A 13,284-nucleotide genomic window follows, 5' to 3' on the forward strand; every position below is an offset into this window, starting at 1 on the left:
GAGCTGCAGCTGAGCGGTTTTTTCTTGCGTAGCTTTTCGGTTTTCAGTGAATGGCTTTTTTCCTGTTACTCGTCAGAGGGCAGCTCAAAACCATCGAAGGTCTCGCCATCATAGTAGCGCAATAATTCTTCCGTCGATAATAAGGAAGACGTCATTTCTTCCTGTGCCTCATTGACCTCTCGAAGTTGGGCAAGATAAGCCGTGTAGGCTTCTGCCAACTGCCGATAAACAGCTTGCCGCGAAGTTCCTTCCCCTTGGATCGTCGGCAATTCACGGATAAAGGCCCGATAGACGGGACGGTTTTCCTGCCATTCGATCGGCAACTCAATTACTTGAAGCTGGGCTTCTTCAAACAATCGTTCCATTGCTCTCCCTCATTTCTTTTCTTATTATCGTCAAGTTGGCAGCAAAGGTCAATCGGTGAGCAAAAAAACACAGAACAAGCGCTGAAAGAAATTACCACATCCGCAAAAGCTCCCTTGTTGGGCTCGCTTTTACGGATGCGGCAATTTATCTGCTTGTTCTGTGTGTTACTCGTTTTTATGCGGCAACATACGCATATTTTTCAATGTTTTGTCGGATCGTTTCAATCATGTCTTCATCACGCAAGCCAGTGATTTCTGCAATGACTTCCGGTAGTGATTTTTCATCCAAAAGTGCTTGTAACTGTTGGCTTTGCTCATCTTCAGGGTCTTTGTAGTTGAAGATCATGCCGATCGTTTCATAGAGATGATCTGGCTGCATGTTGCGTTTTTCTAACTCAAGGACTGGTCGGATAAAGCGTTCTTCGGTCCCTAATTTGCGGACAGGCGTCCGTGCCACCCGAGTGATGGCATCGGAAATGTGTTTGTTTTTAAAGCGTTGGATGATTTTTTCGATATACCGTTCATGTTCTTCAGGATCAAAGGCCCATTTCTCAATTAAAAGCCGGCCAGTTTCTTCGAGAACGGATTTTAATTGGATTACCACTAAATGGTCCTGCATCGCTTCATCGATCGTCTGATAGCCTTGGAGGGCGCCTGTGTACGCTACCGTGGCATGACCCGTATTGACACTGAATAATTTCCGTTCAATATACGGTTCCAGATCCGCCACATAATGGACCCCTTGCAGATGGATCGAGGATTTCATCCCTGTCTCTTGGATCACCCATTCGCAAAAAGGTTCTACTTGAACGAATAAGGGATCTTCATGGTGCTGCAGCGGTACGATGCGATCCACCGCTGCATCTGGAAAACCAACCGTCGCTTCCAATGCTGACCAATCCGCAACGTATTTTTGCACTTCGCTTTTTAAAAAGGTCGATCCGCCGATCATATTCTCACAGGCGATCACATCAATGGCTGGCTTGTCTGGGTATTGCTGACGTGCTTCTAAGCCTTTGGCGATCAGCTCAGCGATATGCGGCAAAATGTTGGGACCAATGGCGGTCGTAAGGATATCTGCCTCGGCGATCGCTTGGATCACCGCTTCTGGTTCTTTGGCATTGTTCAATCCCGTCACATGCTCGATGTGGATCTGTTCTTGGGTCTCATCGGCTAATTCGATCGTATACCCTTGTCTTGCTTTTAAGGCGTCAATGATCGTTTCATTGACATCAATAAATGTGATTTCAAAGTTGTTGGCAGCCAATATCTCGCCGATAAAGCCGCGACCAATATTACCTGCACCAAAGTGAACTGCCTTCATGTCTTGTCTCCTCCTTAAATCCTTATGCCACGGTCAAACTTTGGGCGATTTCTTCTTTATCTAAGGCATCCGCCAATTCGACAACGTTATCGATATCGCTGCAAAAGAGGGCGATTTGTTGGACCAATTGCAGATGATCTTCTCCTTTGCCCGCGATGCCGAAAAGGACGGTGACGATTTTTTCTTCGTCCGCGGTACCGAAATTCACGCCATCCGGCACTTGTACGATACAGATACCTGATTTTTTGACGTATTTTTTGGCTTCATCCGTACCGTGAGGAATCGCAATAAAGTTCCCCATATAGACTGAGAGCATCTCGTCACGCTCAAGCATGGCATCGATGTATTCTTTTTCCACACAGCCTGCCGCCAGCAGTTTTTCGCCGCAGTAACGAATGGCTTCTTCTTTGGTCGCAAATTGTTTGTTCAATTCAATCATGTCTTTTTCTAATACTTGCATTCGGCTCATCCTTTCTTAATTCGCTGCTTTGATCGATGCCACGATCCGTTTATAGTTCGTCGTTCCCATCAAATTATTGACGGATAGATGGATCGCTTCTGGCGCTGAGGTTTGCGCTTGCGGCGTTAAGGCTTCTTTCGTGATCACCAATGAAGAGGCGTTGGCATGGAGATCATTGATATGGCTTTTTCTGATCGGCATCGTCAGAGCTTCTTTGGCTAAAAGATCTTGAAAGACTTTCTGAGCCATCGTTGCCGAACCTTTGCGGTCATCGTGGGCCAAAATGATTTCACTGACTTGCTTAAGGTCATTGGCGGAAGGAACATCTGCCTGGTTGCCTGCTTCAGACGTTTTTGCTGACTCCCCCGCTGTCTTAGTCCCTGACAATGTGGCTACGATTTCATCGTACCGTGGAGAGTTCAGGAAATTCTCAACCGCAACGAAGGTCGCATTTGGCGCTTTTTGTTTGGCACGTTCTTGCAATTCTTCTTGAGTGACGATCAATGTATTGGCATCGTCCGTCAAATTGTTGATGGCGGAATTCGAGACATTTTGTGGAAGACCGGCTTCTTTGACTTTTTTACGTAAGATCGATGCCCCCATAGCACTGGAGCCCATGCCTGCATCACATGCGAAGATGATACGATTGATGCCAGTCATTGGTTGAGCCGCCAAGCCTTTAGCGCTGAGTTTTGCTGCTTGCGTTTGTTGTACTTTTTCTTCAAAATTATCCACCGTATCCTTCGCATCCGCTTTCAAGATCGCGGCAGCGACGATAAAGGATACGCCTGCTCCTACGGCAATTCCGGCTAAGACAGAAACGACACTCATTACCGAGTTGAATGGCGTCATTGCTAAGATCGCAATGATCGAACCTGGTGAAGCAGGTGCCCGTAAGCCTGCACCTAGCAATTGGAAGGTAAAGCTTCCTGATACACCGCCGGCAATCACTGCTAAGAACATCAATGGTTTCATCATGACGTATGGGAAGTAGATCTCATGGATCCCACCGATAAAGTGAATGATGATCGCTCCAGGTGCCGAAGATTTCGCTGCTCCTTTTCCGAAGAAAGTGAAGGCTAGCAAGACTCCTAAACCAGGTCCAGGATTGGCTTCTAATAAGTAAAGAATCGATTTCCCAAATTCGCTGACTTGCTCAGTACCTAGTGGTGTCAAAATTCCATGGTTGATGGCATTGTTTAAGAATAGGATTTTTGCTGGTTCAATAAAGATATTGGCTAATGGAATCAAGTGGGCATTGACGATTACTTCTACCCCTGCTGCCATTGCTTCTGTCAAGGTGTTAACAACTGGCCCGATTGCTACAAAGCCCAGTAATGCTAAGGCAAAACCGATCAAACCTGATGAAAAGTTGTTGACCAACATTTCAAAGCCAGCGCGAACTTTGTCTTGGAAGATCTCGTCAAATTTCTTGATGACCCAACCGCCTAAAGGACCCATGATCATCGCACCCAATAGCATTGGGATATCCGTTCCGACGATGACCCCCATCGTTGCGATCGCCCCAACCACGGCTCCGCGGTCACCAGCAATCACTTTCCCGCCAGTATACCCAATCAAGATTGGGATCAAATACGTTAGCATTGGACCGACCATCGTTGCAAAGGCTTCATTTGGTAAATACCCATCTGGAATAAATAATGCCGTTAATACACCCCATGCAATCAATGCGCCGATATTTGGCATCACCATACTCGACAACGTACTGCCTAATTTTTGAACTTTTGCTTTTACTGATGATTTGGCTGCTTTTTGTGTCTGTTCCATTTTTTTCTCTCCTCTCGTCTGCTTACACCCTTATTGTAGGCGCTTCCCAAAACGGTCGAAAGTCGTACTTTGGCACAAAAAACTGTGCCAAAACTTGTAGCCAAACGGATAGAACAAAAAAAGGCGAGCAGCCCCTGCACTCGCTTATTTTTGTTCTGTTTCACGTGGAGCATTTCTATCTGGTTTTTGCCAAAACACAAAAAAAAACGTGTACCCGCTCCTTCTACACAAGGTAGAAAGAGCGAGCACACGGAGGCGGCTCATTCATGTATTTCGTTCGCTGCTATTGTTGCAAGCCAGTCTGCTGCTGCTTGCTTATTCTTCTGCCAGCAAAATCTGTTGGATCTCTTCAACCGATTCGGCATCACTAAGCGCCCGAACATTTTGCATATCAGAACAAAAAAAGGCGATTTCTTGCAAAACAGCTAATTGCTGCTCTTTTAGGACGACTACGAAAAGGATCGTAGCGATTTTGGGTTGCTCCTTCGTGCCGAAGTCGACGCCATCCGGCACTTGGATCAAAAAGAGCCCTTCTTCCTTGATCCATTGCTGGGCTTCTTCTTCCCCATGGGGCAGTGCAACAAAGTTACCGATGTAAACACCTGTTTTTTGATGGCGCCGCAAAAGGCTTTTGACATAAGGTAAAGAGACGATCTCCTGGTTGACTAAGTACTCGCCAATTTTTGTCAGAGCCTCTGTGGCATCGGTAAAGTGTTGATCCAACAAAATCCGCTCCTGTGGAATATACATCGCTGATCCCTCCTATTGTTTTACTTCTTCAATCAAGAGCGAAGAGAGTAACTGATAAATAATCGAATCATTGCCGGAATTAAAAATCTCCGTATTTAGATCATTCATAATGATCGAACCACTGATCTTCCCTAACATCTGAGAGCTTGTTTCATTGATAGGATACGGCGCAAGCATGACTAATAAACGGGTAACAGCGATTTCTTTTTTATCCATCGCTAGAAGTGGCAGCGGCTGTTTCAAATCGAAAATACGAAAAACAGGTTGCAGGATCGCCGAACTCGCCGCGTGAAACAAGGCAAAGTGGGTGTCAGGAATGCCCACTGGCGCTTGGAAGTAGCGCCTTAAGAGACGATCAACAACTTTCTCACGATCCAAAACAACATGTTCATCAAAAGACGTCAGCACCAGCTGCAACGTTTCTTCCAAGTCCGCTGGGTTATCAATGGTCTGCACTTGAAACAGCGCCAATAGCTGGTTAATAGCTTCGATAAAAGCCAAGACCGCTTCATAGGATTCCTCTTTGACCAAAGCAGAGGGCGCTTTTTTGGCGGAACGTTTTTTCTGACTAATGGCTTGGAAGGCCTTCTTCAACTCTTGAATGTCTTCTTCTAGCAGGATCGGTGAAACGAGTTTGTATTCTCCTTGATACCCTGGCAGCAATGAAGTCGAGATCACCAAGTCATAGGTCTCCTCGATATTTTCCCGTTTGACATCCCCCACTCGAAAGAAGGTGATTTGATTGATAAAGGGAAAATGTTTCCGCAGCTGCATCTCTAACAAACTGATGGAGGCTAATCCGCTAGGAGAGATCCCTGCAATATTGACTTCTAACACTTTCGGATTTTTTTCCAACGAATTGGCAAAATGCAGGACCATATAGGCGATTTCTTCTTCCGAGAACTGCTGCTGCGGAAAGACTTGCGGCAAATGATTGCGAATCCCGCTGGCGATCTCGACATACTGGTTCATGATTTTTTCTAGGATAGGGTTGTTCAAATGATCTTCTTCTAAAATCGCCCGCGTCATCACTCCTGAGATATGGGTCAGCAGCATTTTATACAAGTTCGTGTCTTCATAAAACGCCACTTCCGTTTGCTCACTGACCAATTCGATCAAGCGTTTCACGCGATAAGCCAAGTCGGTATCAAAATGGTCATCAAAAAAATCACGATCAAAGGAATTGGCAAAATCACCTAGTAACACGGCAAAAAAGACGATTTCGTTGATGGAATAAAGCAGTTTGGTCTTTTCGGCGATCTGAGCAAAAATCTTTTTCGCCACCTTCAGCAAGTCTTTGTTGATCTGACTCGGGTATGTCTCTTCTTCCACCGTGTAGCCCAAAGCTACCCGATCCATGGCTAGCGCCAGCATCAAGACGATAAACGCCAATTTGCGGTCACTAAGTTCCTTAAACTGCGGCTCGATGGTTTCTCGAATCAGCCGCTGGGCTAGCAATAGATGGTCACGGGACAGAAATTGAAAAATAAACGGGGCTTCATCATCGGTTTCCAGTAAATGGAAAAATTGGTACTCATTGATCTCCATCACTAGTGTATTGGCTGTGATCAACCGCCGGTACTTTTCGGAGCCTTCAATCTCATACCCTTGATTGCGCACGATCCTTAACGGCAGCCGTGCGAGACTCTCTTCAAGCTGTTTGATGTCTGAAAAAAACGTCGTATTGCTGATTTGGTAACGCTCCAAGAAAAAATGACTGGATACAGGCTTCGTGGCGGTAGTCAGTTGCAACAAAATACGGTGTTGCCGCTCACTAGCCGCGAATTCTTGATCGGTATCTGCCATAATGGCTTCTTGTAATTGGCGAATGCTCGTTTCTGATGCAAAAATTTGGAAATGACCACGACCGACCTTCTCTAAGGTAGCTCCTACTGTTTCCAGCGATTTTTCTAAATTAGCCAGTTCACGGTACACCGTTCGTTTACTGACTTTTAAGACTTGCATCATGCGATCTAAAGAAACTGGACCGGTACTATTCATCAATTCCGTTAATAAAAGTGTTTCACGATTGGTCAAAAACATAGTCGACTCCTTCTGTCAGTAACTGACGATACGCATCTGTCGTCAATAAATCATCCACCACCAGCAAAGGAACATCTGGGATCAGGCACTTTTCTGCAAGTTCTTTCGGGAGGATATAGATTGCCGTAGGGTCAAGAGCTTGTCCTTCATACGCCATTTTTTTGATGGTCAAAGACAGCGCTTGTTGGCGAGCCATTTTTCTTAATATCTCCACTGCCATCGTTTGTGAACCGCGTTTTTTTCCAGTATACAAAAAGATGATCGTTGAAAACCCTAGCGAACTTGCTGCTTCGATTTGTAGCGATTGTTGCGGATCCTGTTCTCTTCTTTGTAATTCTAGGATCAGCGGGGCATACTCATCAGCCGCCAAAAAATTATCTAACACATAATGCTGTGCGTGTGGTGTCTGCTTTTGGGCAATAGCTGCTAATTCCCGTTGGGTGATCACTAACAGCGCGGGATCATCGGTCACACGATAAATCGACTGATAGCGTACAGGAAACGTTAGCTGGGCTTCTTCTAACTCTTTCTTTAGTATGCTGGCGCCGATTGCACTGGACCCCATCCCTGCGTCACAAGCCACGACGATCTCCGTGACTTTCTTCATTTTCGGCATCTTACGCTCCTCATTTTCTGTATTGGACTTCCGTTTTAACAGCACACTAGCGATCGCAAACGATACGACCGTACTGACGACAATCCCAGCTAAGACACCTAGGATCATAGACGGCGGTGTATTGAGTAAAATCGCTAAGATCGAGCCCGGAGACGCAGGCGCTCTTAAGCCTACCCCTAAAAATTGGAAGATCAGTGTACCGCTGAAACCACCAACGATCGGACCGAGCAACACCCAAGGATCGAGCAGAACAAACGGGAAATACACTTCATGAATCCCACCAATGGCCTGCACAAAAATGGATGCTGCGGCATTCGTTCGGTTTCGCTTTGAACCAAAAAAAAGATACGCCGCTAAGACCCCTAATCCCGGACCGGGGTTGGCCTCGATCAAAAATAAAACCGACTGACCGTTAACTGCCGCGGCTTCGATTCCTAGCGGCGTAAATAGTCCATGGTTGACAATATTATTAAAAAACAAAACCTTCAATGGTTCTACAATGATATGAATAAAGGGCAAGACGTTTTGCCGAACGAAATAATCAACGAGCTGATAGCTGCCGAGACTGAACCAATTAAAAAGCGGCGCCAATAGGAAATAACTACCTAAAAAAAGGAGTCCGCCAAGCGCACCTGCAATAAAATTGCGCACCAGCATCTCATAGCCACTTTTGACCTTACTCACGAACGAATCACTGCGATACAACAGCCAGCCTGCCAGTGGTCCCAGTAGCATCGCCCCAAAGACTTGGGGAATATCCGTTGCGAGAATAGCCCCTAAGACCGCCACTGCTCCTACGACCCCACCTCGCTCAGGTGCCAACATTTGCCCACCTGTATAAGCAATCAGGAGGGGCAGCAACACAGTCAAGACCCCTTGTTCCATTTGCTGGATCACTTGTTGATCGACTGAAAAAAAAGGCAGCAGGAATGAAATCAGCATCCACGCAATAAAAATACTTAGATTCGGCATCATCATGCGAGAAAGATAATTCGTATAAAACTTAACCGTTATCATTTTTTCTCTGGAAGACGAGGTCTTGTCCATTTTATCCGCTTCCTTTCTCTTTTCTATTATAAGATGTTCTGGCAAGACTGAAAACAAAAAAAGCATACGTTTTTTTAAACAGAAATCAAAAAAAGCTGACGTAAAACGCCAGCTTTTGAAATAGCTTCAATTGATTTAGTTTACGCGTACCGCGAAATCTGGTGAGTAATAAGAGTAACTGCTGACAGAAACACTTTGACCAGGTGTTGGTGCATGAATGTATTGTCCGTTACCCATAGCGATCGCCACGTGATGCGTGCTTCCACGGCTACCCCAGAATAACAGGTCGCCAGCTTTTGCTTCGTTGATCGAAATCACCGTACCGGAAAATTCTTGTGCGTACGTTACCCGTGGTAATGAGATGCCAACTTTAGCAAATACATATTGTGTAAAGCCAGAACAGTCAAAGCCATCTGGTGTCGTACCACCCCAAACATAAGGGGTACCAATGTATTTCATTGCTTCTGCTACGATTGCTGAACCATTAACCGTTTGTGCGGGTGCAGGAGTATTGCTTGCACCATTGCCGCTATTGTTCGATCCTTGGTTGTTATTGCTATTGTTATTGTTAGCAGGAGTCGATGGTGTCGTATTTGCTGAACTGCTGCCTTGTGATGAACTGCCTTGCGTAGTATCAGTCGTCGTACTAGAATTTGTTGTGGAGCTTGATGTCGTTGAATTCGACGTTGAAGACTCGCTTGATGCTGCTTCCTGAGTAGCTGCTTCAGCTGCTGCCGCTTCTTGAGCCGCTGCTTCTTGTGCTGCTTGTTCACGAGCTGCTGCCGCCGCCGCTTCTTCTGCAGCGATGCGTGCTTGTTCTGCTTCGTATTCTTCTTTTTGTTTTTCTAAATCAGCTTTTTCATCTTCTTTCGATGCTTGTTGAACAGCCAATTCCGCTTGCAAAACATTTAAATCAGCTTGTTTGGCTTGTAGATCCCCTAATTGTGTTTCTAATTCAAATTGGTTCGCTGCGATTTCTGCCAATTTATCGTCGTTTTCCGCTTTTTTCGCTTCAACTGCTTCTTGGTCTGCTTTTTGTTGATCCACAAGATCTTTGTTAGCATTGACGATCGTTGTCATTGCTTGCACACGACCAATGGCATCGGTTAAAGAGTCAGCTTCTAATACTGCATCAATAAAGTTTGTGCTTTGACCGTTGACTTGAACGTCACGGGCTTGTTTTTGGATCGCTTCTTCACGCTTTTCGATTCTGACTTTCAAATCGGCAATTTCTTGCTTCAACTTTTCAGAATCCGCACGCAAATCCCCTTGTTGTTGCAACAAAGCTTGGGCTTTTTCATTGATTGCAGCCACGTCGCTTTCAAGTGCTGCTACTTGTGACTGGATGCTTGCTTGCTGGTTTTGCAAGTCAGAGATTTCTTGATTTTTTTCTTCAATTTTATTGTCAAAATCTGATGCAAAGACAAGTGTCGGTGCTGCTGCAGAAGTAAGAACAATTGAACTTACTAACAAGAAAGATAAAATTCGCTTTTTCACTCTTCATTCCTCCGGCTGTTGCTTCCCCTAATATGGTTTTTTTATGTATAAATGCTTAAGAATACCTAAAGTCCTTCACGATAGTGTGATTGTAACACAGCCGTATGTCAGAGAGATAAAAGGAATATTACAAAAACATTTCAATCGCTGTTATTTTTATACCGTCAAAGGCAAAAAAAATGAAGCTATTCGTCTTTGAATAGCTTCATGAATGGAACGACTAAAAGGATAAACAAAATGATGTTCAATAAAAGCGTTGGTGCTAAAAAGCGGGAAACAAAGAATGACGTGCTAACTGATGCGATCTTAAATAGCAACTGGACGCCCAACGTCACAACTTCTAAGCTGGTAACAAAGATGATCATTCCGAAAAACATGGTAAATACATTTTGATAAAGCGTATTTTTCAAAATGTACATGATCCACACGATTAGAGGAAACGCCACCGTGTAGATGCCGATCACACCGACATAATACACGTCATAGAGACAGCCGATCACCAGCGCCGTGGTAATCAAAAAGTTTTTCGGCAAATACTTTGCGCCACACAAAAGGGCGATCAGCAAAAGATGGGCACTGGCGATATAATTGTCTTGGGTCCATTTTTCCAAAAAACGCGTCAGTTGTCCATCTGCCAACATCATCAAAAAGAAGACGCCCGCTGCCAGGTATTTGATGTAGTCATGCTTTTTCATGGCTATTCCTCACCTGCCAAGCGTTTGATAATCGTTACTGCTTGAATATCATACATTTGGGCATACGGTTTTACAAATACTTGGGTATCAAGACCAAACTCATCTTTGGTGGTACGGATCACTGTTCCGATCGCCAAATCGGCGGGCGAGTTTCCTCCTAATCCAGAGGTCTGCACGACATCGCCTTCCTTCAGCTCATTGTCCCCCGTCAATTGGGTAATGACTAAGGAACGTTCTTTTTGATCGTAACTACTTAGGATCCCAAAGTTTGACCCATCTTCGCCGCTGATTCGAACCGGATAGTGGTTGGAATTCTGGTTTTCAGAAGTCAAAAGTTCAATTTTAGAAGAAGCTGCATTGACCTCAATGACACGACCAATCAAGCCTTTTTGCGACATGACTGCCATGTTGACCTCAACGCCATCTCTTGAGCCTCGGTCCACGATCAGCATATCTTGCCAAGTATCCGGTGACCGATTGATGACATTGGCGGAGATCCGTTCATAATTCGTCAAGGTTGCGTTCAGCTCTAGCTCTTCTTTCAAGGCATCGATTTCTCTTTGCGCATTGTCCTTCGCTTGTTCCAGTTCCTCAAAACTGTCCAACTTCTCTTTTAAACGTTCATTTTCTTCATAGGTCACAAATAAATTTTTGACTGAATTGGCACCATTTTCGATCCAACGAAAAGGAGCGGTAATCACTTTATCGATAAAGCCAACGGAGTCATTGACCGTAGATTGCACGGCATTGGTGGAGTTTCCCGCTGCTCGGCGGGCGATCGTCACGCTTAATACGGTGACAACTAAAATCACAATAATCAATGTGATGATAATATTTTTATTAGGATTAAACTTTTTCACAAAGACACCTCAAATAATTCCAAACTGTAGTTCCAATTTTACCATTAATGCCCTGCAAACAAAAGCTAAGTTGTCCGTCTTAATGTTTTTTTTGTAATTAAGTTTCTGAAATTTTCAACAAAAAAAAGAGACGTTCCGTCTCTTAATCACAACTTTGAATGACTGCTATCATCCCGCTGCTAAAGGAAAAACCTGCTGTCTGTGTCAGAAATTCATTGCTGGCATATGAAGTTGGGTACGGTACTTGGACGTTTTCTAATAAATACTTGCTACCTGTTAACGTCAAATCTGTTACCGGCGTCAAACAGCAATACGCCAAATACTGCATCTCGGGTTCTTTTTCCAGTTGATAGGTGCCCGGTAAAAAGAACTGAACGACATTTTGACGATCTAAAAAACGCAGATTTGGGGCAAATGGACGAAACCGATCTTCTAAGGGCAGCCATAGATTGGCTAAAAGATGGTCGAGACGTCCTCCTGTTGCACCAATCAAGTCGATTTGCGCTTCTGGATAGCGGCGCAACGTCTCCACCAATGCCAATTGGGTGTCTGTATCATCTTTTTCAGCAGGGGCTTGGATCACGGTCTTAACTTGTTGTTTGACCGCTTGCAGTTCTGCTACGGTCAGGGAGTCGAAATCACCGATTGCCAGATCGACTGGCCGTTGGTGCTGAAGCAAAAACAGGGCCCCGCGATCAATTCCAATGTATTTATCATACGCCATCAACTGTGGCCAATTTTCAGGGCGCCCACCTGCTGCTAACAAAATCTTCATTTATTGCAAAGCTTCTTTCAAGGCTCTGATTTGTGCTGCAGGTTCATCGGCATCGTAAATATAGCTTCCTGCTACGAAAACATTTGCACCTGCTTCCAGGCAGCGTTTGGCTGTCTCAGGAACGATCCCGCCATCTACCTCGATATCATAATGATAGCCTTTTTCTTCTTTTAAAGCAGCCAGCGCCGCAATTTTTTCCAGTGATTCTTCAATAAAGGACTGCCCACCAAACCCTGGATTGACCGTCATAACTAACACTTGATCACACATGGATAAAACATGTTCAATGGCTGAAACTGGTGTGCCTGGGTTGATGACGATTTCTGCTTTGACATTTTCTGCCACAATCATTTGGATCGCACGATGGATATGAGGTGTTGCTTCCGCGTGGATCCCAATGATATCTGCTCCAGCTTCTGCGAAGGCATGGATATACTTTTCTGGTTCGGTGATCATTAGGTGAACATCCAACGGCAGTTTGGTAACTGGGCGAATCGCTTTAACGATGTTTGGGCCTAAGGTAATATTAGGGACGAAATGACCGTCCATCACGTCTACGTGAATATAATCTGCGCCATGGCGCTCTACCAGCTCAATGTCTCTTTGAAGATTTGCAAAATCGGCACTTAAAATAGATGGTGCTAGTTTCATCATGCTTTTCCCTCACTTTTTCTTCTTTTTATAAACCGGACGTCGGTTTTCAATCTCTTCTAAAAATTGTACGTAATTCTTATAACGAGTCTCGGCGATCTCATTTGCTGCAACTCCCTGCTTGACTGCACAATCAGGTTCATTGAGGTGCATACATTCCCTAAAACGGCAGTTGGAAGCTACTGCTAAAAAATCAGGGAAGAGCTTTGGTAACTCTACTGCTTCGATTTCCAGAAAATCGATTGAACTAAAACCAGGCGTATCGGCAACCAATCCATCACAAATCGGCAAGAGCTCCACATGACGGGTCGTATGTTTCCCCCGTCCGAGAGATTCTGAGATCACTCCTGTTTCCAATGCCAATTCCGGGACGATTCGATTCAATAGCGTAGACTTTCCAGCACCGGATTGCC

The 13,284-nt window shown here is 44.9% G+C and carries 13 protein-coding genes (1 of these 13 cut by a window edge); all 13 read right to left on the reverse strand.

From position 1 onward, the window contains the following. Nucleotides 1–65 precede the first annotated feature (65 nt). Nucleotides 66–365, reverse strand: a complete 300-nt coding sequence (locus CO692_RS07790; RefSeq protein WP_096741987.1) for a hypothetical protein — start codon at nucleotides 363–365, stop codon at nucleotides 66–68. Nucleotides 366–540: 175 nt separating this feature from the next. After that, a complete protein-coding gene (locus CO692_RS07795; RefSeq protein ID WP_096741988.1) occupies nucleotides 541–1,689 on the reverse strand; it encodes a mannitol-1-phosphate 5-dehydrogenase in 1,149 nt (382 codons plus the stop codon). 22 nt (nucleotides 1,690–1,711) lie between these two features. Beyond that, complete coding sequence (locus CO692_RS07800) at nucleotides 1,712–2,149, reverse strand: PTS sugar transporter subunit IIA (RefSeq protein ID WP_096741989.1); 438 nt, start codon at nucleotides 2,147–2,149, stop codon at nucleotides 1,712–1,714. Between the two features lie 15 nt (nucleotides 2,150–2,164). After that, nucleotides 2,165–3,937: a PTS mannitol transporter subunit IICBA gene (locus CO692_RS07805; RefSeq protein ID WP_096741990.1), complete on the reverse strand. Its 1,773-nt coding sequence runs from the start codon at nucleotides 3,935–3,937 to the stop codon at nucleotides 2,165–2,167. Between the two features lie 315 nt (nucleotides 3,938–4,252). Further along, a complete protein-coding gene (locus tag CO692_RS07810) occupies nucleotides 4,253–4,687 on the reverse strand; it encodes a PTS sugar transporter subunit IIA (protein ID WP_016612038.1) in 435 nt (144 codons plus the stop codon). A gap of 12 nt (nucleotides 4,688–4,699) precedes the next feature. Further along, on the reverse strand, nucleotides 4,700–6,730 hold the full coding sequence (locus tag CO692_RS07815) for a BglG family transcription antiterminator (protein WP_096741991.1): 2,031 nt from the start codon (nucleotides 6,728–6,730) through the stop codon (nucleotides 4,700–4,702). Beyond that, on the reverse strand, nucleotides 6,711–8,459 hold the full coding sequence (locus CO692_RS07820; RefSeq protein ID WP_096741992.1) for a PTS sugar transporter: 1,749 nt from the start codon (nucleotides 8,457–8,459) through the stop codon (nucleotides 6,711–6,713). The genes CO692_RS07815 and CO692_RS07820 overlap by 20 nt, the downstream gene beginning before the upstream one ends. 69 nt (nucleotides 8,460–8,528) lie before the next feature. Next, nucleotides 8,529–9,890, reverse strand: coding sequence for an NlpC/P60 family protein (locus tag CO692_RS07825; protein WP_096741993.1), 1,362 nt, complete (start codon nucleotides 9,888–9,890; stop codon nucleotides 8,529–8,531). Between the two features lie 185 nt (nucleotides 9,891–10,075). Continuing rightward, entirely contained in the window at nucleotides 10,076–10,585 is a 510-nt protein-coding gene (gene mreD / locus CO692_RS07830) for a rod shape-determining protein MreD (RefSeq protein WP_005230239.1), read from the reverse strand. A gap of 2 nt (nucleotides 10,586–10,587) precedes the next feature. After that, entirely contained in the window at nucleotides 10,588–11,445 is an 858-nt protein-coding gene (gene mreC, locus CO692_RS07835; protein ID WP_077454117.1) for a rod shape-determining protein MreC, read from the reverse strand. A gap of 142 nt (nucleotides 11,446–11,587) precedes the next feature. Continuing rightward, nucleotides 11,588–12,220 (reverse strand): thiamine diphosphokinase, encoded by a 633-nt coding sequence (locus tag CO692_RS07840; protein ID WP_086291442.1) that lies wholly within the window; start codon nucleotides 12,218–12,220, stop codon nucleotides 11,588–11,590. Further along, a complete protein-coding gene (rpe, locus tag CO692_RS07845) occupies nucleotides 12,221–12,874 on the reverse strand; it encodes a ribulose-phosphate 3-epimerase (protein ID WP_005232947.1) in 654 nt (217 codons plus the stop codon). 9 nt (nucleotides 12,875–12,883) lie between these two features. Beyond that, nucleotides 12,884–13,284, reverse strand: the 3' end of a protein-coding gene (rsgA, locus tag CO692_RS07850; RefSeq protein WP_096741994.1) for a ribosome small subunit-dependent GTPase A. 484 nt of this gene lie beyond the right edge of the window; only the last 401 of its 885 coding nucleotides appear in the window; the start codon falls outside the window, past its right edge; the stop codon is at nucleotides 12,884–12,886.

The organism is Enterococcus sp. FDAARGOS_375, assembly GCF_002393265.1.
Lineage (GTDB): Bacteria > Bacillota > Bacilli > Lactobacillales > Enterococcaceae > Enterococcus_D > Enterococcus_D innesii.

Excerpts from the sequence above, each read along its gene's own strand:
- CO692_RS07815 (WP_096741991.1), bottom strand. The coding sequence starts at position 6,730 with ATGTTTTTGACCAATCGTGAAACACTTTTATTAACGGAATTGATGAAT.
- CO692_RS07800 (WP_096741989.1), bottom strand. The coding sequence starts at position 2,149 with ATGCAAGTATTAGAAAAAGACATGATTGAATTGAACAAACAATTTGCG.
- CO692_RS07820 (WP_096741992.1), bottom strand. The coding sequence starts at position 8,459 with ATGCTTTTTTTGTTTTCAGTCTTGCCAGAACATCTTATAATAGAAAAG.
- rpe (WP_005232947.1), bottom strand. The coding sequence starts at position 12,874 with ATGATGAAACTAGCACCATCTATTTTAAGTGCCGATTTTGCAAATCTT.
- CO692_RS07790 (WP_096741987.1), bottom strand. The coding sequence starts at position 365 with ATGGAACGATTGTTTGAAGAAGCCCAGCTTCAAGTAATTGAGTTGCCG.
- CO692_RS07810 (WP_016612038.1), bottom strand. The coding sequence starts at position 4,687 with ATGTATATTCCACAGGAGCGGATTTTGTTGGATCAACACTTTACCGAT.
- mreD (WP_005230239.1), bottom strand. The coding sequence starts at position 10,585 with ATGAAAAAGCATGACTACATCAAATACCTGGCAGCGGGCGTCTTCTTT.
- CO692_RS07805 (WP_096741990.1), bottom strand. The coding sequence starts at position 3,937 with ATGGAACAGACACAAAAAGCAGCCAAATCATCAGTAAAAGCAAAAGTT.
- CO692_RS07795 (WP_096741988.1), bottom strand. The coding sequence starts at position 1,689 with ATGAAGGCAGTTCACTTTGGTGCAGGTAATATTGGTCGCGGCTTTATC.
- CO692_RS07840 (WP_086291442.1), bottom strand. The coding sequence starts at position 12,220 with ATGAAGATTTTGTTAGCAGCAGGTGGGCGCCCTGAAAATTGGCCACAG.